We start from the raw sequence: 21,796 nt of genomic DNA, 5'->3' as shown, positions 1-21,796 counted from the left end.
TAAACCGGGAACCAGAAGGGGGAGTCTGGAGGACCAATGATACGCTCGGAACTCATTCAGAAATTGGCTGAGGAAAATCCAAACCTCAACCTCCAGGAAGTGGAAAGGATCGTCGATCTTTTCTTCAAGGAAATAGTCGATCGCCTGTCCAGCGGCGGGCGAGTGGAACTTCGTGGTTTCGGCGCCTTCACGACCAGAGCGCGCGACGCACGGACCGGCCGCAATCCGCGGACCGGCGAACAGGTGCCGGTAGATGCCAAACGCGTTCCCTATTTCAAACCTGGAAAAGAGATGCGGGAGCGCCTGAACGGCAAAGCTGCTCTCTGACCAAACCATGTCCTTGACCTGCGCGCCGTTAGCCTTCAGGGGTGGCGGCCTCAAGCGGACGTGGCGAAATCGGTAGACGCAGCGGACTTAAAATCCGCCTCCCCCTGGGAATGCGGGTTCAAGTCCCGCCGTCCGCACCAGCACTGATTTTGCTGGCTTTTTCGAAGGCTGGCGTTCACCTTTTTGCGTCACGTTCCGACAGCATTCCGACAAGGCTGCGTGCGCTCACGAACCGTTCTGGCCAAGAGTAGCGGCAATCCAGGCATCCACGGCCTCCGCCACAATGGGCGCGTCGAGGCCCATCCCGCCGGCTTCGATGGCGACATCATGTCCCGGCCGTCATGATATTTCGTGGTCAGCAGTTCCACTCGAGCGCTGGATCGATAGCCTTCCCGGTCAGTAAATCCATCGATACTTCCTGCGTCAGGCAGACCATGTCCCGCCTGTCATCATTCGGCATTTTTCCGGCTTGCGGTGCTTAGCGCTGGATATCCGCGGCATTTGTCGCGATGATCCGCCATGGCCGGCGCGATCAATCCTCAGAGTTTCAGCGATTCCCTTGTCATCCTGGGCGCTGCGGGGGTCGTGATCCCCGGCTTTGCTCGGCTTCGGATCAGTCCCGTCATAGGCTTCATCCTTGTCGGGCTCGCGGTCGGACCGTCTGGGCTGGGGGCATTGGTCGGCCAATATCCCTGGCTTTACCATGTCACGATTTCGAACAGGGCAGCGATTGAGCCCTTTGCCGAACTGGGCGTCATCCTGCTGCTTTTTTCCATTGGGCTGGAACTCAGTTTCCGTCGCCTTTGGACCATGCGCACGCAAGTGTTCGGCGTGGGCGCGGCAGAATTGATCGGCGGCGGCACACTGATCGCACTTGGCCTTTATCTCCTTGGGCAGGCGCCAGCAGGTGCCTTTGGCCTTGGCCTTGCGCTCGCGCTGTCATCCACGGCCGTCGTTCTGCCGATGGTCGGCACCCAAAGCGCGGTTGGACGCGCGGCTTTTTCCATGCTCCTCTTCGAGGATCTGGCCCTCGTCCCCATCATCTTCATGTTGGGCGCCCTGGCTCCCTCCGTAGCTGCCAGTCCGGATGGCCCGTGGACCGAACTGGCGGACACGCTGCTCAAAAGCGGTATCACCATCGCCGTCATGCTGGTTCTGGGACGGCTCTGCCTTCCGCACATCTTCAGCCAGGCCGCCCGTACGAAAAGCCCGGAAGTATTCCTGGCCGCCAGCCTGCTGGTCGTCATCGTCTCCAGCATGGCCACGTCCATCGCTGGCCTCTCCCCGATCGTCGGCGCGCTGCTTGCCGGGCTGCTGATCGCGGAAACCGATTATCACGGCGAAGTCGAGGTCATGACGGCGCCGTTCAAAGGACTGGCGCTCGGCGTATTCCTGATTACCGTCGGCATGGGCCTGGACGTACGCGTCATCCTCGCCAACTGGCCTACGCTCATTCTGGCGGTGATCGGCGTCGTCCTCGCCAAAACGATCGTAACTGCTGCCCTGCTCTACCTCTCCGGCGCAAGAAAAGGCGTCGCGCTGGAAGTCGGCGTGCTGATGTCCAGCCCGTCGGAAACCACATTGATCGTGCTGTCCGCCGCCGCCGCGGCGCAGTTGATCCTCCCGTCTACCGCCGCCTTCTGGCAGATCGTGACCGCGATCGGGCTGACCATAACGCCGCTGCTTGCGCGGCTCGGGCACGATGTTGCCCGACGGTTGGAGATGGCGCTGGGCGAAGAAACGCCGGAATTCACCGAAGACCATATCCAGGCGGCGGCGGTCGTGATCGGCTTTGGACGCGTGGGACGCATGGTCTGCGACCTCCTCAACCTGCACAAGCAGCGCTTCATTGTCGTGGAATCCGACCCGGATGTCGTCGCGGAGGCGCGTCGCGGCGGATATCCTATATTGTTCGGTGACGTATCGCGCGCCGAAATGCTCGACAAGCTTCGTCTCGGCCATGCGCGGGCGCTGATCCTGACGATGGACGACCCCGTCCTTTCCGTGCGCGTTACAAAGCGCGTCAGGGGATGGGTGCCCGACCTGCCGATCATCGCGCGTGCGCGGGATACCGATCATGCAGCGCAGCTTTATCGCGCCGGGGCGAGCGATGCCGTTCCGGAAACGCTCGAAAGCTCTCTTCAGCTAGCGGAAACCGCGCTGGTTGACCTGGGCGTCGCAATGGGGCCAGTAATCGCATCGATCCACCAGACCAGGGAGGATTTGCGCATGGGTATCAAGGATGCGGCCCAGCTCGAAACCGCGCCCAAGCTGCGGAGGCTGAGGGCAGATGAGGTGCCTTAATCCGGCGCCGGGGGTGGACTGAAGACGGACCAGCCTGTTTGCCTGGCCAGTTCTTCGAGCGCCAGCGTGCCAAGCTTGCTGTTCCCATTGTCGTTCAGGCCGGGTGACCACACTGCTATGGAGGCGCGACCGGGCACGATCGCCAATATGCCGCCGCCCACGCCTGACTTGCCCGGAATGCCGACGCGGAAAGCGAAATCGCCCGAAGCGTCATAATGGCCGCAGGTCAACATCAGGGCGTTGATCCGTTTTGCCCTGTTCGACGAGACAACCCGGCCGCCTTCGGGGTGCCGACCATCAAGCATCAGGTAACGACCGGCGAGCGCAAGCTGGCGACAGCTCATCTCGATCGCGCATTGATGAAAATAGGTGCCGAGTACCAGATCGACCGGATGACGGATATTGCCGAAGGCGCGCATGTAATTCGCCAGCGCCATGTTGCGAAAACCCGTCGCTGTCTCCGACGCGGCAACGGTCTCATTGATCGCGATGCTGTCGTCATTTGCCAGAAAGCGAACGAAGCGCAGCATTTCGCCAATGGCCACGCGAGGTTGATGGCCGCCCAGATTGACGTCCGCGACGACCACAGCGCCAGCGTTGATGAAGGGGTTTCGGGGAATGCCTTGTTCCTGCTCCAGTTGAACGATCGAATTGAAGGCATTGCCGGACGGTTCCCGTCCGACCCGCTGCCAGAGCTGATCGCCTATTTTGCCAAGCGCCAGGGTCAAGGCGAACACTTTTGAGATGGACTGGATCGAAAAGGCGGTTTCGGAATCGCCACCTTCGATCAGTCGGCCGTCCGCCGTCGCAACCGCTATGCCGAACTGGCCGGGATCGATTTTGGCAAGTTCCGGGATATAGCTGGCAACGACGCCGTGGTCTTCCTGCTCCGCCATATGGGCAACGATGTCGGCCAGGATCGCGGGTAGGTCCATGAGGAAAGCGGCGTCCATTTGCTACGGGGCTCGGCGGAACAGATTACACAATGACGAGCAAGAGCATGCCATTTTTCGGCATGCTGCCGTGGCGCATGAAAAGACAATGCGCGTCGCCATCTTCCATAAAGGACAAAACCGCACTGCTTTCTGCGAAGGAGCACGGTTCGCCAGGAATTGTCCGCCTTTCGCTTGTGAGGACCGGACCTGTCGGTTGGTTACGCCGGCACGCTGGCCAGCGCCGCCTTGACGGATTCTATCGCCGTCTGCGCCTTGTCCCCGTCCGGCCCGCCGCCCTGGGCCATGTCGGGACGACCGCCGCCGCCCTTTCCGCCAAGCGCTTCAACACCGGCGCGAACCAGGTCCACGGCGCTTATCGTGGCCGTGAGATCGTCCGTGACGCCCACGGCGATGCTGGCGCGCCCATCGACCACTGCCAGCACCGCGGAAACTCCGCTGCCCAGCGCCGCCTTGTTCTGATCCACCAATCCGCGCAATTCCTTGGGGTCCAGCCCTTCGATCACCTGACCGATGAAATTGATCGCGCCGACCTTTTCAGGACCAGCCGCCTGGGCACCCGCCCCGCCAGCTCCTGCCCCGCCGAGCGCCAGCGCCTTCTTCGCTTCGGCCAGTTCGCGTTCGAGCCTGCGGCTCTGTTCGACCAGCGCAGTGATGCGGGCGGGGACTTCCTCGGGCGTGGTTCTGAGCGCGGCGGCGGACTGGCGCAAGCGATCCTCGCGGTCGGACAGCCAGAGGCGCGCAGCCTCCCCCGTCAGGGCCTCGATACGGCGAACGCCGCTTGACACGGCCGATTCCGAGATGATCTTGAAGATCGCGATGTCGCCCGTCGCGCGGACGTGCGTGCCGCCGCAAAGTTCGACCGAATAGCTGTTCGCGTCCCCCCTGCCCATGGAAAGCACACGGACTTCGTCCCCATATTTTTCCCCGAACAGCGCCATCGCGCCGGCCGCAATGGCATCGTCCGGGGTCATCAGACGTGTGGTCACCGCTTCATTGTGGCGGATTTGCTCATTCACCTGGGATTCGATCGTCGCGATCTGGCCATGGGTCAAAGCCTCTGGGTGCGAGAAGTCGAAGCGGAGGCGATCCGGCGCAACCAGGCTACCCTTTTGCGTGACATGCGCGCCAAGCTGGTTGCGCAATGCCGCATGCAGCAGGTGGGTGGCGCTGTGATTGGCGCGAATCCGGTCGCGACGGCTGACGTCAACGCTGAGATGCACCGTATCGCCCAGCTTGACGCTGCCCGCGCCGATCTTCGCACGGTGGGCATGGAGCCGGCCAAGCGGCTTGGCGGTGTCCTCGACATCCGCGACGAGTCCGGATTGCGAACTGATCGTGCCCGCATCGCCCATCTGGCCGCCGCTTTCGCCGTAAAATGGCGTCTGGTTGGTGATGATCGTCACCGTCTCACCCGCGGTCGCGCTGTCGAAGTTCACACCGTCCTTGACGATGGCAAGCACCTCGCCCTCGCCCTCGGTCGAACTGTAGCCGATGAACTCGGTATTGCCCGCCTTTTCGGCGATGTCGAACCAGATTTCGTCCGACGCCTTTTCGCCCGAGCCCTTCCACGCCGCGCGCGCAGCGGCCTTCTGCTCGGCCATGGCGGCGTCGAAGCCGGCGCGGTCGACGGTCAGGCCGCGCGAGCGCAGCGCGTCTTCCGTGAGGTCATAGGGGAAGCCATAGGTGTCATAGAGCTTGAACGCGGTTTCACCGGGCAAGGTGTCGCCTTCGGCCAGATCGCCGGTTGCTTCGTCGAGCAGTTTCAGGCCCTTTTCCAGGGTCTGGCGGAATCGGGTCTCCTCACGCAGCAGCGTTTCCTCGATCAGTGGCTGCGCGCGGACCAGTTCCTGATAGGCGCCGCCCATTTCGGAGACGAGGCTGCCGACGAGCCGGTGCATCAACGGCTCCTTCGCGCCGATGATGTGGGCGTGGCGCATGGCTCGGCGCATGATGCGGCGCAGGACGTAGCCGCGGCCCTCATTGGCGGGCAGCACGCCGTCCGCGATCAGGAAGCTGGTCGAACGAAGGTGATCAGCGATGACGCGATGGCTGGCCTTGAACGCACCATCGGTGGCGGTCTTCGTCAGCGCGCCCGATTCCTCGATCAGTGCCCGGAACGTGTCGGTGTCATAATTGTCATGGACGCCTTGCAGCACCGCCGCGATACGTTCCAGACCCATGCCGGTGTCGATGCTGGGCTTGGGCAGTTCGCTGACGATCTCGTTCGCTTCCTGCTCATATTGCATGAAGACGAGGTTCCAGATTTCGACGAAGCGGTCGCCATCTTCTTCGGGCGATCCGGGCGGGCCGCCCCAGATATGGTCGCCATGGTCGTAGAAGATTTCCGAGCAGGGACCGCAGGGGCCGCTGTCGCCCATTGCCCAGAAATTATCCTTGGTGGGGATACGGATGATCCGCTCCTCCGGCAGGCCGGCGATCTTCTTCCAGAGGTCAAAGGCCTCGTCGTCGGTATGATAGACGGTCGCCGTCAGCCTTTCCGGCGACAGGCCCCATTCCTTCGTCAGCAGGGTCCAGGCATGGGTGATCGCCTGTTCCTTGAAATAATCGCCGAAGCTGAAATTCCCCAGCATTTCGAAGAAGGTGTGGTGGCGCGCGGTGTAGCCGACATTGTCGAGGTCATTATGCTTGCCGCCGGCGCGGACCGACTTCTGACTGGATGTTGCGGTCGAATAAGGCCGCGATTCCAGCCCTGTGAAGACATTCTTGAACGGCACCATGCCCGCATTGACGAACATCAGCGTCGGGTCGTTGTGCGGCACCAGAGGCGCGGACGGAACGATGGTGTGGCCGTTGGCCCCGAAATAGTCGAGGAAGGAGCGGCGAATGTCGTTGGTCGAAGTCATTCGGGCGATTTAGTGGGAAGCGCTCCAACGCACAAGCGGGGCTTTTCGTCGTTTATGGGAATATCGCTTGATGGGGCGGGGATTGGGATGGGCGGCAGCGCCGAACGTCCCGCCCCTCAGCACGAGACATGCTCCCAGCGCGAGGCTTGGGAGGCAGGCAGTCGAAGGCTGATGGGGGAATGAGCGGACGTCGCACATTCCCCACCAGACGATTGCAGGATTACTGCGCCTTGACCAGGGCGCGGTATTTGTGGAGCAGCGGCTCGGTATAGCCGTTGGGCTGGGCGACGCCCTCGAAGACCAGTGCGCGGGCGGCTTGCCAGGCGAGGCTTTCCGGATTGCCGCTCATCGGGCTGTAAAGCGGGTCGCCCGCATTCTGGGCATCGACCTTGGCCGCCATGCGGGTGAACGCCGCATCGACCTGTTCGGCCGTGCAGACGCCATGGAGCAGCCAGTTCGCCATATGTTGCGACGAGATGCGCAGCGTCGCGCGGTCTTCCATCAGGCCGATGTCGTGGATGTCGGGAACCTTCGAGCAGCCGACCCCCTGATCGACCCAGCGGACGACATAGCCGAGAATGCCCTGGGCGTTATTGTCCAGTTCCTGGGCAACCTCCTCCTCCGACCAGTTGCGGCCCGGCTGCGCGACCGGGATGGTCAGCAGCTTGTCGAGGGCGGCGACGGGTTCGGCCGCACGTTCCGCCTGGCGGGCGTAGACGTCGATCCGGTGATAATGGGTCGCGTGCAGCGTCGCCGCCGTGGGCGACGGCACCCAGGCGGTGTTGGCGCCGCTCTTGGGATGGCCGACCTTCTGCTCCAGCATGTCGGCCATGCGGTCCGGCGCGGCCCACATGCCCTTGCCGATCTGGGCGCGGCCCGAAAGACCGCAGGCAAGGCCGGTCTGGACATTGCGATCCTCATAGGCCGTGATCCAGTCGCTGGTCTTCATCTCGCCCTTGCGGATCATGGGACCGGCGCGCATCGACGTATGCATCTCGTCGCCGGTACGGTCGAGGAAGCCGGTATTAATGAAGACGATGCGGTCCTTCACCGCCTCTATGCAAGCGGCCAGATTGGCGGAGGTGCGGCGTTCCTCGTCCATGACGCCGACCTTCAGCGTGTGGCGGCCGAGACCCAGAAGGTCTTCGATCGCATCGAACAGGCGGTTGGTGAAGCCGACCTCCTCCGGACCGTGCATCTTGGGCTTGACGATATAGACGCTGCCCGTGCGGCTGTTGCCGCCCTCCTTGCTGAGGTCGTGCATGGCGATCAGCGTGGTGACGATGCCGTCGAGAATGCCTTCAGGCGCTTCCTGGCCATTGGACAGCAGGACGGCGGGCGTCGTCATCAGATGGCCGACATTGCGCACGAAGAGCAGGCTGCGGCCCGGCAGGGTGAAGGTGCTGCCGTCGGGCGCGGTGTAGCTGCGGTCCGGGTTGAGGGCGCGGGTCATCTGCGCGCCGTTCTTCTCGAACGTCTCGACAAGGTCGCCCTGCATCAGGCCAAGCCAGTTGGAATAGGCGGCGACCTTGTCCTCCGCATCGACGGCAGCGACCGAGTCTTCGAGATCGCAGATGGTCGTGAGCGCGGACTCCAGGATAACGTCCGCTATGCCCGCAGGATCGGTCTGGCCGATGGGGTGCGCGCGGTCGAAGACGACTTCGATGTGCAGGCCATTATGGCGGAAGAGACGGCCCTTCTCACTGCGGCCGAGATATTGGCCGGGGTCGGCCAGATTGATGTCTTCGCTGGCAAGGTCCGCCCAGGAGCCGGAGGCGAGCGGGACGGCTTCGTCGAGGAAGGCCTTCGCCCAGGCGATGACCTGCGCGCCGCGCGCGGCGTCATAGCCCTTGCCCGCGGCTGCGCCGGGAATGGCGTCCGTGCCGTAGAGCGCGTCATAGAGGCTGCCCCAGCGCGCATTGGCGGCATTCAGCAGGAAACGGGCATTGAGGATCGGGACGACGAGCTGAGGCCCAGCCAGGCGCGCAACCTCGTCATCGACATTCTCGCTGCCGATCTGGAACGGCGCGGGTTCGGGGACGAGATAGCCGATCTCGCGCAGGAAGCCCTGATAGGCGGCGGCATCGATGGGCTGGCCCGCCCTTTCCTGATGCCATGCATCGATCTGGGCCTGGATCGAGTCGCGTTTGGCCAGCAGGGCGGCATTTTCCGGAGCGAATTGCGCGAAGATCGCGGCAACGCCACGCCAGAAGGCGTCGGCGTCGATCCCGGTGTTGGGGAGCGCGCGTTCCTCGATGAAGCTGGCAAGTGCTTGCGCGACCTGGAGGCCTGCGCGATCGGTCATGCTGGTCATGGAATGATCTCCTTTTGACGCGGGAACATAGACGCGTCGCATTATGTTCGGTAGACGATATTATTCGAATTCAGATTTTCCTCTGGTGAAACAAATGATGGACCCCGATTACGACCTTTTCGCGACCATCGTCGAGGAAGGCGGCATGGCATCGGCGGGAAGAAGGCTGAATGTCTCGCCCGCCATGGTGTCGAAGCGGCTGGTCCGGCTGGAGGACAGGCTGGGGACGCGGCTGATCCATCGAACGACGCGGCGGCTGGCACTGACCCCGGCGGGCGAGCGACTGCACGAGGATCTGCGGGCGATCATGGCCGCGCTTGACGAGGCGGAACGACGCGTATCCGGCGCTTCGGCAGAGGCGGCTGGGACATTGCGCGTGTCGGCGCCCACATCCTTCGGGCGGATGCATGTCGCGCCCTATCTGGGCCGGTTTCTGGAAGCCCATCCCAAGGTGCGCATGCAGATCGATCTGTCGGACGATTATGCCGACCTGGTGGCGACGCGCGCTGACGTGGCCATCCGCATCACGGCGGATCCGGGGTCCGGCCTTGCCGCCCGGCGACTGGCGACCAACAGGCGCGTGCTGTGCGCGGCGCCGCGCTATCTGGACCGTTTCGGCGTGCCCGAGACTGCGGCCGACCTGCGCCGGCATCGCCTCTTGGCGGCGGAAGGGCAATTGCCCTGGCGGCTGCTGGGGCCGAGGGGGCCGGTCTCGATCGAAGGGACCAGCCATGTGCGCACCAACAGCAGCGAAATGGTGCGGGAACTGGCGCTTTCGGGCGTGGGCATCGCGTTGCGTTCGCTCTGGGACGTCAGCGACGCGCTGGAGCATGGGGATATTCGACAGATCATGCCGGATCATGAGGGATCTGTGGACGTCGGCCTTTATGCTGTTCATCTGCCGCAGAATAATCCGCCGCTCGCCATCGCGGCCTTCGTAGATTTCCTGGTCGGGCTCTATGCTCCCAGCCCGCCATGGGAACGGTCGGGCATTGCTCCGGCTGAAAACCGGCTTTAAGGGGCCTTTCATGGACGAAAACACCCGGCGCGCCGCCTTAGACTATCACCGCTATCCTCAACCCGGAAAGCTGAGGATCGAACCGACCAAGCGCATGGTCAACCAGCGCGACCTGGCGCTGGCCTATTCGCCCGGCGTCGCCGCGCCCTGCGTCGACATTGCCGAAGATCCCGACAAGGCGATGGACTATACCGCGCGGGGCAATCTGGTCGCGGTGATCTCCAACGGCACGGCGGTGCTCGGCCTGGGTTCCATCGGCGCACTGGCATCCAAGCCGGTGATGGAGGGCAAGGCGGTCCTCTTCAAGAAATTCGCCGATATCGACGTGTTCGACATAGAGGTCGACACCACGGACCCGGAGAAGTTCGTCGAGGCCGTCGCCCTGCTGGAGCCGACCTTCGGCGGCATCAACCTGGAGGATATCAAGGCGCCCGAATGTTTCGCCATCGAGGCGGAACTGAAGAAGCGGATGAAGATCCCGGTCTTCCACGATGACCAGCATGGCACGGCCATCGTGGTTGCGGCGGCCGTCCGCAACGCGCTGGTATTGCAGGGCAAGACGCTGGCCGATGCCAAGCTGGTGACGTCCGGCGCGGGCGCGGCGGCGCTGGCCTGCGTCGACCTCCTGGTGTCCATGGGCCTGCCAATCGAGAATGTGACGCTGACCGACAAGGACGGCGTGATCCATTCGGGGCGCGAGGGCATGTTGCCGAACATGGCCCGCTATGCCCGCACCACTAATGCGCGGACGTTGCCCGACGTGCTGCCTGGCGCGAACCTGTTCCTGGGCCTGTCGGCGCCGGGCGTGCTGAAGCCCGAATGGTTGCCGTTGATGGCGCCTAATCCGCTGATCTTCGCGCTCGCCAATCCGGAGCCGGAAATCCGCCCGGAAGTGGCACGGGAGGCACGGCCTGACGCCATTATCGCCACGGGACGGTCGGACTATCCCAACCAGGTCAACAACGTCCTCTGCTTCCCCTACATCTTCCGGGGCGCGCTGGATGCGCGGGCGACAGAGATCAACGAGGCGATGAAGGTCGCCGCCGCCGACGCCATCGCCAACCTCGCCCGGATGCCCGCCCACGACAGCGTCGCCCAGGCCTATGGCGGACGCAAGCTGGTCTTCGGTCCTGATTACATCATCCCCACCCCCTTCGACCCGCGCCTGATCGCGGAGATCGCCTGCGCCGTCGCCAAGGCAGCGATGGACAGCGGCGTCGCCAAGAAGCAGCTCGACCTGGAAGCCTATAAGCGCCAGCTCATGCAGCAGAATACGCGCTCTGCCCAGCTGATGCTGCCGGTGTTCGAGGCGGCGCGGGGAACGCAGCGGCGCATCGCCTATGGCGAGGGCGAGGATGAGCGCGTGCTGCGCGCCATTCAGGATGCACTGGAAGAAGGCATCGTACGCCCGGTCATCGTCGCGCGCAGGCGGATATTGAACCAGAAACTGCCGAACCTTGGACTGAGCTTCGAAGTGGACCGGGATGTCGAGGTGGTCGATCCCGAAACCGACCATCTGCTGATGGGCGAACTGGTGGAGGCCTATCGCGCCGTCGCGGCGCGTCGCGGTGTTTCGTCGGCAGAGGTGGTGCGCCATGTCTATCGCCGGCCCAGCGTGACGGCGGCCATGCTGCTGCGCACCGGGCGGGTGGATGCCGCTCTGGTGGGCGGCAACAGCGAATATTGGGGCGAGGTCGAGCATGTGCTGCGCATCATCGATCGCACGCCCGGCAACAGCCGGGTCTATGCGCTGTCGGGGCTGATCCTGGACGCGGGCGCGCTGTTCATCACCGACACCCATATGGTGCCCGATCCAACGCCCGAGCAGATCGCGGAAATGGCGCTGCTCGGCGCGACGGAACTCAGGCATTTCGGCCTGACGCCGCGGGTGGCTCTGCTGTCCCACTCCAATTTCGGCGCCTCCCATTCGCCCAGTGCGCGCAAGATGCGCGAAGCGATCAAGCTGGTGAAGAAGGCCGCGCCCGACCTGATGGTCGACGGAGAGATGCATGCCGATGCAGCGCTCAGCCAGGGACTGCGCGAGCGGCTGATCCCGGATTCGCGGTTCGAGGGGCCCGCCAACCTGCTGGTCATGCCCAATCTCGACGCGGCGAACATCACATTGACGGCGCTGTCGGCTTCGTCCAGTTCGCCCACGGTAGGCCCGATGCTGGTGGGGCTGAAGCAGCCTATCCATGTATTGACCCCCGGCGTGACGGCGCGCGGTATATTGAACCTGACCGCCATCGCGGCGGCGGAGGTCGAGCGGGAAGGCTGAAGCCTTAACCTTTGTCTGCCATGGCTTGGCCGGCAATGGACCGGTACCGCCCCAAGGGTGGAGCCGGTTCCCGTCGATCCCTGCCGGAAACGGTCGGGAGAATGCGCCCTTCCGGGCGGGATGACGATGATCGGGTAGTGGCAGGTTCATGGCGGGACAGGTTTCGACTGGAGTCAAGCTGGCGATCGGGGGCGGCGCAGCGGCGGTAATGCTGGTGCTGGGGCTTTCCCTCGGCCGCGGGCGCGACCTGCCTCCGCCTGAAACTGAAAGCGCTCCCACAAAAGAGCCAAAGCCAGTCAAGGCGGCCAAGGCGGCCGAACGCACCCGTGCCCAGCCCGTAGCGGTCGATCCCCAGGCGCTCATGGTCAAACGGGTGCTGGCCATAGACGGCCCCTTCCGCCACGGCGATTATGTCTGGAACGAAAGCGGCGCGCCCGCGACGGGACGGATCATCATCACCGTCGATCTCAAGGCGCAGACCTTGTCGGTCTTCCGCGCAGGCTATGAGATCGGATCGGCGGTCATCCTTTATGGCGCGGATGACAAGCCCAGTCCGCTGGGCGCGTTTCCTGTCATCGAAAAGGACGCCGATCATTATTCGCGAACCTACAACAATGCGCCCATGCCCTACACGCTGCGGTTGACCAGCGACGGCGTCGCGATCCATGGCAGCGACGTTCGTTGGGGCTATGCCACCCATGGCTGCATCGGCGTACCCAAGCCCTTTGCGAAAAGGCTGTTCGGCGTGACGAAGCTGGGCGACCTGGTCGTCATCACCAATGGCAGGATGCTGGATACCAGCCATGCCAAACCCGCCGCCTGAGTTGCGCGGGCCATCATTGCACCTGCAATAAAGTCACGCTCCACGCGGCTTGATTTTCGCAGATAACGTTATCATGTGCGGGCCTCATTCCCATCGCATCGCAACATGGAGCAGCCAATGGCGCAGGCCAGCCGTCCCCCTTCTTCCGGCTCCGTTCACCCCGCGCTCGTCATTCTTGCGCTCTCCATGGGTGCCTTCGCCATTGGCACGACCGAATTTGCAGCGATGAGCCTGCTGCCCTTCTTTGCGAGCGATCTGCGCATCAGCGAACCGATGGCCGGTCATGCGATCAGCGCCTACGCGCTGGGCGTGGTGGTCGGCGCGCCGGTGATCGCAGTGCTGGGCGCAAGGCTGCCACGGCGAACACTGCTGATCGGGCTGATGGCGCTGTTCGCCATCGGCAATGGATTGAGCGCCCTGTCGCCTGATTATGCCACCATGCTGCTGTTCCGCTTCCTGAGCGGCCTGCCCCATGGCGCATATTTCGGCGTGGCGGCGCTGGTGGCGGCGTCGCTGGTGCCGAGCGACCGGCGTGCATTGGCGGTGGCGCGCGTGATGACCGGGCTGACCGTCGCGACCGTGATCGGCGTGCCGGTTGCAAACTGGATGGGACAGGCGCTTGGATGGCGTTGGGGTTTCGGCATCGTGGCGGTGCTGGCAATGATCACCATGTCGCTGGTCGCATTATATGCGCCGCGCGACGCGGGCGATCCGCAAGCCAGTCCGATGCGGGAGTTGGGCGCCCTCAGGAAGCCCCAGGTGCTACTGACGCTGCTGACCGGCGCCATCGGCTTTGGCGGGCTGTTCGCTGTCTATACCTATTTGGCCTCCACCATGATTTCGGTGACCCATGTGTCGGAGCGGTTCGTGCCGATCGTGCTGGCGGTCTTTGGCATCGGCATGACGATCGGCAATCTGGGGGCGGCGTGGGCAGCGGACCGGGCGCAGGGCAGAACCGGGATCATCGTGCTGCTGTGGAGTGCGGCGTCCCTTGCCCTTTTCCCGTTGATGGCTGGAAATATCTGGAGCCTAATGCTGGTGATCTTCATGATCGGCTGCGGCGGGGGATTGGGCAGCGTGCTGCAGACGCGGCTGATGGATGTGGCGGACGATGCGCAGACGCTGGCGGCGGCAGCGCATCACAGCGCCTTCAACATCGCCAATGCGCTGGGACCATGGCTGGGTGGGCTGGCGATATCGGCAGGCTATGGCCTGACCTCGACCGGGTGGATCGGTGCGGGCCTCTCCCTGGGTGGCCTTGCGATCTTCCTTCTGGCGCTTGACCTGCGCCGGAGGTCTTTGTCCTTGGTGGCCGTGGCCTGCGAGTGAGCCGAGCCGGCTTCTACTTTTCCGGGGACGCTCTAATCAGCTTCGCATAGCTGCCCGCCACGGCTGTCACGCGCGTTGAGGGCCGAGGCGGCATCGCTCGCCACGCGAGGGAAGCTGACGCCTTCCAGCGAGCCGCGTCCCCTGCAGAGTTCCGTGCATTTCATGTCGACCACGCCGGGCAATGACAGCTGATCGCCGTCATATTGGGCGACCACGATGCAATGATCGCTGCGGGAAAAGCTGAGTATCAGCTTGTCGCCTGCCTTTCGCGCCGTGCCTTCGCCCGCGCAACTCTGGTCCTCCCCGAAGGTCGCTTCCAGGCCGAAGCGATAATCGCCATTCTTTGCCGGGATTACGCAGAGCGCATCGCGTCCAGCTTCATGTTTTCGCTGGTAGAGGCCGACGGGCGGCACTTTGGCGGCGTCCGCGATTACGCCGGTTTCGATGGCGGCGCGCTCCAGGCCCGAACTGGTCTGAATTCCGGTATCCCGCGGCCCTGGCGCGGAGCCCGCCTGACGCTGGCACGCCGCGAGCAGGAGCAACAGGGCAAGACTAGTTCGGCGCATCGACAGGTGCCAGGCCTTTCGGACCGATGCGGCGGAAGAAACAGGAACGCGCGCCGGTGTGGCAGGTGGGACCGGCAGGCGCGGCCTTTACCCAGACGGCGTCCTGATCGCAATCGATGCGGAGATCGCGCACCTGGAGCATATGGCCGGACGTCTCGCCCTTTTTCCACAGCGCCTGGCGGCTGCGCGACCAGAAATGCGCGAGGCCGGTATCGCGGGTGAGTTGCAGCGCTTCGGCATTCATATGCGCGACCATCAGCAGCTCGCCACTTTCCACATCGGTCACGACGGCAGTGATCAGGCCGTCCCTGTCATATTTCGGATTGAGGGTCAGGCCCTTGTCGCGCGCTTCGTCCATGAGCGGGCTATAGAGGGCTGCAACGCCCGTGCGAAGCCCTGAATGATGGAGAGGCGGGAGACGGACAACTCTTCGACCAGCCCGACGCAAATGGAAGAAGCCGTGTCTGCCCAATAGGGCTTCCAAGAGGAGAATGGGGCGATCGACGGGATCCGAACCCGCGACCTCCGGTACCACAAACCGGCGCTCTAACCAACTGAGCTACGATCGCCACAGGGGCTGTGCCCCTTGAGAGAAGGCCACATATGCGGCCCATCCCGCGCCGTCAAGCGACCTCATGGCGAAAAATCAGCGACGCCGAAATAAAAAGAAAAAGGGGCGAAGAGCCTGACGCTCTCCACCCCTTTTCATGCCCCGGAAAATCAGCGCGCATGGGAACCATCGCCCCTGCTGCGTTAAATCCGGCAATCTCTCCAACAGAAACTTCCGCCAACCGCGATGCCGGCTTGGAATCAAAATGGGACGCCCACGAGGAAGCGCCCCTTGAACCCTTTAGTTAACCGAATCCTTCAGGCCCTTGCCGGCCTTGAACTTCGGCTGGGCCGAAGCCTTGATCGTCATCGTCTCGCCCGTGCGCGGGTTACGGCCGGTCGAGGCCTTGCGCTGAGAAACGGAGAAAGTGCCGAAACCGACAAGGCGGACTTCGTCCCCCTTCTTCAGGGCTCCGGTGATGGCGTCGAAAACGCCCTCGACAGCCTTGCTTGCATCGCTTTTTGAAAGGCCGCTGCTTTCAGCGACTGCGCTGATAAGATCCTGCTTGTTCATGCCTTGGGAACCCCCTTCTAGCTGTTTGGATAGTTTAGGAATCGCGGCGTAGGCGGCGCAATAAGGCCCAGCTTTCGGGCCTTGTCAAAGGGAAAGCGGCGTCAGCAGCCAGTCTGGCGAGATTTTATGGTAAATCCCCGCCGATCAGCCCGCCCAGGCCGCTTTCCTGATCCATATCAATGCCGAATGGAGGCTTCCCCATCCCGCCCCTGCGCCGGACTCGGCTGGGCGGCGAGATCATCCTCCTCGGTCCAGGCGATCGCCTCCGGCTTGCTCATCAGGGCGCGGGCCAGCACCTCGTCCACATGGGATACGGGGACGATCTCCAGCCCTTCCTTGATATTGGCGGGAATCTCCGCGAGATCCTTCTCGTTCTCCGCCGGGATGAGCACCGTCTTGATGCCGCCGCGCAACGCCGCCAGGAGCTTTTCCTTGAGGCCGCCAATGGGCAGTACCCGGCCACGCAGGGTCACTTCGCCGGTCATCGCCACATCCTTGTGCACCGGAATGCCCGTCAGCGTCGACACGATGGTCGTCACCATGCCGATGCCGGCCGATGGGCCATCCTTGGGCACCGCCCCTTCGGGAAGGTGGATGTGGATGTCCTTGCGCGTGAAGATGCTGGGCTTGATCCCATAACCGGGCGAACGCGCCTTCACATAGGAGAAGGCGGCCTGAACCGACTCGTTCATGACCTCGCCCAGCTTGCCTGTGGTCTTGATCGCGCCCTTGCCCGGCACGGTCACGGCTTCGATGGTCAGCAGTTCGCCGCCCACCTCCGTCCAGGCGAGGCCGGTCACGGCGCCGATCTGATGCTCTTCCTCGCCCACGCCGTGGCGGAACTTCCGCACGCCGGCATAATCAGCGAGATTCTCCGGCGTGATCGTCACCTTGTCATAGACGCCTTCAAGGATCTTGCGCAGTGCCTTGCGGGCGAGACGCGCCACTTCCCGTTCCAGGGTGCGGACGCCGGCTTCGCGCGTGTAATAGCGGATGAGGTCGCGCACCGCCTCTTCACTGACGTCCAGCTCGCCTTCCTTGAGGCCGTGGGCGTCGATCTGCTTGGGCAGCAGGTGCCGCTGCGCGATCTCTACCTTCTCATCCTCGGTATAGCCCTCGAGGCGGATGATCTCCATGCGATCGAGCAAAGGTTGCGGCAAATTCAAGGAGTTGGCCGTCGTCACGAACATCACGTCCGAAAGATCGACGTCGATTTCCAGATAATGATCCTGGAACTTGCTGTTCTGCTCGGGGTCGAGCACCTCCAGCAGTGCGGAAGCCGGATCGCCGCGGAAATCCTGTCCCAGCTTGTCGATCTCGTCCAGCAGGAAGAGCGGGTTCATCGTCCCGGCCTTCTTGAGGTTGGTCACGATCTTGCCCGGCAGCGAGCCGATATAGGTGCGGCGGTGACCCCGGATTTCCGCCTCGTCACGTACGCCGCCCAGCGACTGGCGCACGAATTCGCGGCCAGTGGCCTTGGCGATGCTGCGGCCGAGCGAGGTCTTGCCGACACCCGGAGGGCCAACGAGGCAGAGGATCGGGCCTTTCAGCTTGTTCGTGCGCGCCTGCACGGCGAGATATTCGATGATCCGGTCCTTGACCTTCTCCAGCGCGAAATGATCCTCGTCCAGGATCGCCTGCGCCTTTTTGAGGTCGGTCTTGACCTTCCCCTTCTTGCCCCACGGCAGGCCCAGCAGCACGTCGAGATAATTGCGCACGACCGTCGCTTCGGCTGACATGGGCTGCATGCCCTTCAGCTTCTTGAGCTCCGCCGTCGCCTTGTTCCGGGCTTCCTTGCTGAGCTTAGCCTTGGCGATCTTCTCGGTCAGTTCGGCGAGTTCGTCACCCTCCTCGCCATCGCCATTGCCCAGTTCGCGCTGGATCGCCTTCAGCTGTTCGTTGAGATAATATTCGCGCTGGGTCTTCTCCATCTGCCGCTTCACGCGGCCGCGGATTTTCTTCTCGACCTGAAGCACGCCCAGTTCGCCCTCCATGAAGGCGAAGACCATTTCGAGGCGCTTGACCGGATCCGCCTCGACCAGCAGCGACTGCTTGTCGGCGACCTTGACGTTGATGTTGGCGGCAACGGCGTCGGCCAGACGACCCGCATCCTCGATCTCACGAAGTTGCACGGGCGTTTCCGCCGGCAGCTTCTTGTTGAGCTTGGCATAGTTTTCGAACTGTTCGGCGACCGACCGCATCAGCGCGGCGGCTTCCGGACCTTCGGCGGCGATTTCTTCAACCGCGGTCACGTCGGCGATCAAATGGCCACCGGCCTGCGCCATGCCGTCCAGGCGGGCACGCTGCTTGCCCTCCACCAGCACGCGGACCGTACCGTCGGGCAGCTTCAGCAATTGCAGCACCACGGCGATGACGCCGGTGTCGTAGAGCGAATCCTGCCCCGGATCATCCTCCGCCGGGTCGAGCTGGGACACGAGGAAGATTTCCTTGTCGCCTTCCATCGCGGATTCGAGCGCGGCCACGCTCTTGTCGCGGCCCACGAACAGCGGCACGATCATCTGCGGGAAGACGACGATGTCACGCAGGGGAAGCAGGGGATATTGCGTAGTCATTCACTCTCCGGGGTGAGAATCCACCCAGTCATGCGGTTCATCGCCTTTATGGGGACGATCACCGCATGGTTCAATCACGCGTTATGGGATCGCAATCATGAATAAAGGCTGATCCCCGGCATCGCTGCGATCAGAAAGGCAGTTTGAAGCCGGGCGGCAGAGGCAGGCCGGCGGTCATCTTGCCCATTTCGGCGCTGGAGACTTCGTCCGCCTTCTTGCGCGCATCGTTGAACGCGGCGGTGATGAGATCTTCCAACATCTGCTTTTCCGATACGGCAAGCAGGCTGTCGTCGATGGCGACGCCCAATATGCGCCCCTTGGCCGAAGCGCGGACCTTCACCAGCCCGCCGCCGGCGCTGCCCTCGACTTCCAGCTTGTCGAGATTTTCCTGGGCGCGTTGCAGTTCCTCCTGCACGCGGTTCGCCATGCCCAATATTTCGTTCAGATCCTTCATCGCTCTGCGCTCCATTGTTCGAGCTCATTGCCAAGCTCGGCATCGGGGAAAGCGGCGAGCGCCGCCTTGACCACCGGGGTTTCCATGATTTCTGCGCGGGCGTCCGCCGCCTTGCGCATGTCCTGTTCCTGCAGCGTCGGCGCGGCGGGACCGTCGACCGCGCTGACGCGCCAGGCCGTGCCGGTCACCTCGCGCAGCGCCGGGTTCAGGCGGGCGAGGAAGTCGGACGGCAGGGAGGGCGTCGGGACGTAATCCAGTTCCGGCGCGGCATAACGGACAAGGCCGATGCAATCGTGCAGTTCCTGCGCCAATTGCCCCTTGCCCCGTTGCCAGAAGGCCTCGATCAGATCCTCAAAACTGCCTGGCAGCTTCGCGGCGGGCGAGCCGACAGGGCCGACAACCGGCGCCTGACCCGGATCAGCAGCAGCGGACGCGCCAGTGCGGAGCAGGCGTGCGATCTCTCCCGGATCGGGCATGGTTGCGGCATGCATCACCCGCAGCAGCGCCATTTCACAGCTTTCGATCGGCAGGGTGGCGCTGGCGACCTCGTCATGGCCCTTCAGCAGCAACTGCCAGAGGCGGTGAAGCTGCGCGAAGCCGAGTTGCGACGCCCAATCGGCCAAAGCCTCGCGCTCCTCCGCCGACTGGCCCGGACTGGCGATGTCGCGGCCAGCCTTCACCAGCGTAACCGCATGAACCAGTTCCAGCAGGCCGCGCATCAGCGAAAGCGGCTCGACCCCCAGCGCATATTGGTCACGCACCGCGCCCAGCAGCGCGCCGGTGTCCCCCTCCAGCAGCAGGCCCAGGAGACGGCGCGTGGCCCCCCGGTCCGAAAGACCCAGCATGTCGCGGACCTGCAGGGCTGTGACGAGCGGGGCGCCGTCACCCATTTCGGCATGGGCGATGGCCTGATCCAGGATCGACAGGCCATCCCGCGCGGAACCCTCGGCAGCCTGGGCGATCAGCGCCAGCGCATCGGGTTCGGCGGCGACCGATTCCGCCTCCACCACATGGGCGAAATGGGCGGCCAGCAGTTCGGCGGGGATTCGGCGCAGGTCGAAACGCTGGCATCGCGACAGCACCGTCACCGGCACCTTGTTCACCTCCGTCGTGGCGAAGAGGAATTTCACATGCGCCGGCGGCTCCTCCAGCGTCTTCAGAAGCGCGTTGAAGGCGTTCTTCGAGAGCATATGGACTTCGTCGATGATGTAGATCTTGTAGCGGGCCGAGACCGCGGCGTAGCGCACGGCCTCTATGATCTCCCGCACATCGTCGACGCCGGTATGGCTGGCGGCGTCCATTTCGACCACGTCGATATGGCGACCTTCCGCAATCGCCCTGCATGGCTCACAGACGCCGCAGGGATCGATGGTGGGGCCGCCCTGCCCGTCGGGGCCGATGCAGTTCAGCGCCTTGGCAATCAGGCGCGCGGTCGAGGTTTTCCCCACGCCGCGCACGCCGGTCATCAGGAAGGCGTGGGCCAGGCGTCCACGCCGGATCGCGTTGCCGAGCGTTTGCACCATCGCGTCCTGCCCGATCAGTTCCCGGAAATTGCGCGGGCGGTATTTGCGCGCGAGCACGCGATAGGGCTGGGGGGAATCGGACATTTCGACGTTCTAACCGTTCGCGCCGGGCTTGTCGAAGCGCTGTCCTGACTTCGTGGAAAGAAAAGAACAGGGCTTTGACAAGCCCGGGCCGAACGGAATTTGGATGGAGGTGGGAGCCGGAACGACCCGCAGCGAAATCACTGTGGCTGCTTCCGTCAGGACCTGACCAGGTTCGCGACGACTACGCCCGCCCGACTCCCGGCGCGGCATATGGCGAAAGGTGGAAGGGATGGCAAGGGGTGGCGCAATCGTTGCAGCTTCCAAATGAGACATGTTCCTGCCTTTGCAGGAGCAGGATGGTTCCTGAAACGATGGTCGCGCGCCTTCTCGCCGGCTTATTCCAATCCCGTCTTCTGCGCCTTCCCCACAAAATCAAGCGCGGCGCGCGCCGTTTCGGCGATGGCGGCTTCGGCGGCCTTCGCATCCACCGTCGGGTGATCGAGATAGATGGCGAGGATATATTCTTCGCCCGACGGCGCCTTCACCAGCGCCACGTCATTATAGGCGGTGCCGCAGCTTCCGGTCTTGCTGCCCGAGGTCCAGCCCTTGGGCAGGCCTGCCTTGATCCGATTGGCCCCGGTTGTGCTGGCATCGAGCCAGCCGCGCAGCTTTTCGGCACTGGCCGGCGCGAGGTCGCGAAAGATCAGGCGGCCCATCAGGCCGGCCATGGCGGCCGGACTGGTCGTATCGCGCTCGTCGCCCTCGACATTCTGATTGAGCGACGGCTCGTTACGATCGAGCCGGGTCACCATGTCGCCATGGGCGCGGATGAAACGGGTCAGGCCTTCCGGCCCGCCGACCATGGGCAGCAACAGGTTGGCCGCGCTGTTGTCACTGACCTCGACCGCTGCCGCCGCCAGTTCCTCCATCGACATGCGGCCGCGCTTGAGGTTCGCCTTCACGACAGGGGCATAATCCAGAAGATCGGCCTTGCTGAAGCTGATCTGTCCCTCCAGCCCGAACTTGCCGCCTTCCGCGCCGGTCAGCACGGCAGCGGCGAGCGGTGCCTTGAAGGTCGAACACATGGCGAAGCGCTCGTGCGGGTTGAAGCCCAGCATCAACGCGCCCTTGCTGTCCACCAGCGCCACGCCCAGCCGGCCGCCGGTCGCGCTCTCAATCTCCTTGGGATTGCGGACAGACGCCAGCGCGGATTCGCTTATTATATAGCGAGGGGCGGGCGGCAGGAGCGATGGTCGCGGGGTTTCCTGCTGCGCGGACGCCGGCGCGGCGAGCAGCAGAACCGCAGGGATCAAGCGTTTT

16 protein-coding genes, 2 tRNA genes and 1 other RNA gene are annotated in these 21,796 nt (G+C 63.7%); 7 read left to right on the top strand and 12 right to left on the bottom strand.

What is annotated here, in order from left to right; all coding sequences use genetic code 11:
• Positions 1-36 precede the first annotated feature (36 nt).
• The 3 genes from ACN9MX_RS03920 to ACN9MX_RS03910 all read left to right on the top strand — a co-directional run bounded on the left by ACN9MX_RS03920 (position 37) and on the right by ACN9MX_RS03910 (position 2,631).
• Complete coding sequence (locus ACN9MX_RS03920) at positions 37-327, top strand: integration host factor subunit beta (protein WP_133654677.1); 291 nt, start codon at positions 37-39, stop codon at positions 325-327.
• A 54-nt stretch (positions 328-381) separates the two neighbouring features.
• Positions 382-467, top strand: a tRNA-Leu gene (locus ACN9MX_RS03915).
• A 379-nt stretch (positions 468-846) separates the two neighbouring features.
• Positions 847-2,631 (top strand): cation:proton antiporter, encoded by a 1,785-nt coding sequence (locus ACN9MX_RS03910; RefSeq protein WP_363734933.1) that lies wholly within the window; start codon positions 847-849, stop codon positions 2,629-2,631.
• Here ACN9MX_RS03910 and ACN9MX_RS03905 read toward each other — a convergent pair.
• The 3 genes from ACN9MX_RS03905 to ACN9MX_RS03895 form a co-directional block, all read right to left on the bottom strand.
• Entirely contained in the window at positions 2,628-3,566 is a 939-nt protein-coding gene (locus ACN9MX_RS03905) for a glutaminase (RefSeq protein WP_363734935.1), read from the bottom strand. The genes ACN9MX_RS03910 and ACN9MX_RS03905 overlap by 4 nt on opposite strands.
• A 218-nt stretch (positions 3,567-3,784) precedes the next feature.
• Positions 3,785-6,451 (bottom strand): alanine--tRNA ligase, encoded by a 2,667-nt coding sequence (gene alaS, locus ACN9MX_RS03900; protein WP_363825628.1) that lies wholly within the window; start codon positions 6,449-6,451, stop codon positions 3,785-3,787.
• A gap of 220 nt (positions 6,452-6,671) precedes the next feature.
• The gene (locus tag ACN9MX_RS03895; RefSeq protein WP_363825625.1) at positions 6,672-8,765 is read right to left on the bottom strand and encodes a malate synthase G; all 2,094 of its coding nucleotides are present in this window, start codon (positions 8,763-8,765) and stop codon (positions 6,672-6,674) included.
• 94 nt (positions 8,766-8,859) lie between these two features.
• On the opposite strand from ACN9MX_RS03895, the gene ACN9MX_RS03890 reads away from it, so the two are divergent.
• The 4 genes from ACN9MX_RS03890 (at position 8,860) to ACN9MX_RS03875 (ending at position 14,213) form a co-directional block, all read left to right on the top strand.
• Positions 8,860-9,783, top strand: coding sequence for a LysR family transcriptional regulator (locus tag ACN9MX_RS03890; protein ID WP_363825622.1), 924 nt, complete (start codon positions 8,860-8,862; stop codon positions 9,781-9,783).
• A gap of 10 nt (positions 9,784-9,793) precedes the next feature.
• The gene (locus tag ACN9MX_RS03885; RefSeq protein ID WP_426387228.1) at positions 9,794-12,061 is read left to right on the top strand and encodes an NADP-dependent malic enzyme; all 2,268 of its coding nucleotides are present in this window, start codon (positions 9,794-9,796) and stop codon (positions 12,059-12,061) included.
• Positions 12,062-12,209: 148 nt separating this feature from the next.
• On the top strand, positions 12,210-12,884 hold the full coding sequence (locus tag ACN9MX_RS03880) for a L,D-transpeptidase family protein (RefSeq protein WP_363734943.1): 675 nt from the start codon (positions 12,210-12,212) through the stop codon (positions 12,882-12,884).
• A 117-nt stretch (positions 12,885-13,001) separates the two neighbouring features.
• Positions 13,002-14,213: an MFS transporter gene (locus ACN9MX_RS03875; RefSeq protein WP_363825617.1), complete on the top strand. Its 1,212-nt coding sequence runs from the start codon at positions 13,002-13,004 to the stop codon at positions 14,211-14,213.
• Between the two features lie 32 nt (positions 14,214-14,245).
• On the opposite strand, the gene ACN9MX_RS03870 is transcribed toward ACN9MX_RS03875, so the two are convergent.
• From ACN9MX_RS03870 to blaSGM, 9 genes are all read right to left on the bottom strand, one after another.
• Complete coding sequence (locus ACN9MX_RS03870) at positions 14,246-14,779, bottom strand: hypothetical protein (protein WP_363825614.1); 534 nt, start codon at positions 14,777-14,779, stop codon at positions 14,246-14,248.
• On the bottom strand, positions 14,766-15,137 hold the full coding sequence (gene hisI / locus ACN9MX_RS03865) for a phosphoribosyl-AMP cyclohydrolase (protein WP_363734947.1): 372 nt from the start codon (positions 15,135-15,137) through the stop codon (positions 14,766-14,768). The genes ACN9MX_RS03870 and hisI overlap by 14 nt, the downstream gene beginning before the upstream one ends.
• A gap of 134 nt (positions 15,138-15,271) precedes the next feature.
• A tRNA-His gene (locus ACN9MX_RS03860) sits at positions 15,272-15,348 on the bottom strand.
• A 281-nt stretch (positions 15,349-15,629) separates the two neighbouring features.
• On the bottom strand, positions 15,630-15,902 hold the full coding sequence (locus ACN9MX_RS03855; protein WP_007688799.1) for an HU family DNA-binding protein: 273 nt from the start codon (positions 15,900-15,902) through the stop codon (positions 15,630-15,632).
• A 176-nt stretch (positions 15,903-16,078) separates the two neighbouring features.
• Complete coding sequence (lon, locus tag ACN9MX_RS03850; RefSeq protein ID WP_363825611.1) at positions 16,079-18,475, bottom strand: endopeptidase La; 2,397 nt, start codon at positions 18,473-18,475, stop codon at positions 16,079-16,081.
• A gap of 130 nt (positions 18,476-18,605) precedes the next feature.
• A complete protein-coding gene (locus ACN9MX_RS03845; RefSeq protein ID WP_363734949.1) occupies positions 18,606-18,929 on the bottom strand; it encodes a YbaB/EbfC family nucleoid-associated protein in 324 nt (107 codons plus the stop codon).
• A complete protein-coding gene (locus ACN9MX_RS03840) occupies positions 18,926-20,536 on the bottom strand; it encodes a DNA polymerase III subunit gamma/tau (protein WP_363825608.1) in 1,611 nt (536 codons plus the stop codon). The genes ACN9MX_RS03845 and ACN9MX_RS03840 overlap by 4 nt, the downstream gene beginning before the upstream one ends.
• A 105-nt stretch (positions 20,537-20,641) precedes the next feature.
• An RNA gene (gene ffs / locus ACN9MX_RS03835) (signal recognition particle sRNA small type) lies at positions 20,642-20,739 on the bottom strand.
• Positions 20,740-20,871: 132 nt separating this feature from the next.
• Positions 20,872-21,789 (bottom strand): SGM family class A beta-lactamase, encoded by a 918-nt coding sequence (gene blaSGM / locus ACN9MX_RS03830; protein ID WP_363826617.1) that lies wholly within the window; start codon positions 21,787-21,789, stop codon positions 20,872-20,874.
• Positions 21,790-21,796 lie beyond the last annotated feature (7 nt).

Source organism: Sphingobium sp. R-21, from assembly GCF_049913335.1.
Lineage (GTDB): Bacteria > Pseudomonadota > Alphaproteobacteria > Sphingomonadales > Sphingomonadaceae > Sphingobium.
This window is presented reverse-complemented; position numbering and strand designations above follow the sequence as displayed.

Bases quoted from the DNA above. Each gene is read 5' to 3' on its own strand.
- ACN9MX_RS03880 (WP_363734943.1), top strand. From the start codon at position 12,210: ATGGCGGGACAGGTTTCGACTGGAGTCAAGCTGGCGATCGGGGGCGGC.
- ACN9MX_RS03910 (WP_363734933.1), top strand. From the start codon at position 847: ATGGCCGGCGCGATCAATCCTCAGAGTTTCAGCGATTCCCTTGTCATC.
- ACN9MX_RS03890 (WP_363825622.1), top strand. From the start codon at position 8,860: ATGATGGACCCCGATTACGACCTTTTCGCGACCATCGTCGAGGAAGGC.
- ACN9MX_RS03895 (WP_363825625.1), bottom strand. From the start codon at position 8,765: ATGACCAGCATGACCGATCGCGCAGGCCTCCAGGTCGCGCAAGCACTT.
- ACN9MX_RS03845 (WP_363734949.1), bottom strand. From the start codon at position 18,929: ATGAAGGATCTGAACGAAATATTGGGCATGGCGAACCGCGTGCAGGAG.
- ACN9MX_RS03870 (WP_363825614.1), bottom strand. From the start codon at position 14,779: ATGCGCCGAACTAGTCTTGCCCTGTTGCTCCTGCTCGCGGCGTGCCAG.
- ACN9MX_RS03885 (WP_426387228.1), top strand. From the start codon at position 9,794: ATGGACGAAAACACCCGGCGCGCCGCCTTAGACTATCACCGCTATCCT.
- ACN9MX_RS03905 (WP_363734935.1), bottom strand. From the start codon at position 3,566: ATGGACCTACCCGCGATCCTGGCCGACATCGTTGCCCATATGGCGGAG.
- ACN9MX_RS03875 (WP_363825617.1), top strand. From the start codon at position 13,002: ATGGCGCAGGCCAGCCGTCCCCCTTCTTCCGGCTCCGTTCACCCCGCG.
- ACN9MX_RS03840 (WP_363825608.1), bottom strand. From the start codon at position 20,536: ATGTCCGATTCCCCCCAGCCCTATCGCGTGCTCGCGCGCAAATACCGC.
- hisI (WP_363734947.1), bottom strand. From the start codon at position 15,137: ATGGACGAAGCGCGCGACAAGGGCCTGACCCTCAATCCGAAATATGAC.
- lon (WP_363825611.1), bottom strand. From the start codon at position 18,475: ATGACTACGCAATATCCCCTGCTTCCCCTGCGTGACATCGTCGTCTTC.
- alaS (WP_363825628.1), bottom strand. From the start codon at position 6,451: ATGACTTCGACCAACGACATTCGCCGCTCCTTCCTCGACTATTTCGGG.
- ACN9MX_RS03855 (WP_007688799.1), bottom strand. From the start codon at position 15,902: ATGAACAAGCAGGATCTTATCAGCGCAGTCGCTGAAAGCAGCGGCCTT.
- ACN9MX_RS03920 (WP_133654677.1), top strand. From the start codon at position 37: ATGATACGCTCGGAACTCATTCAGAAATTGGCTGAGGAAAATCCAAAC.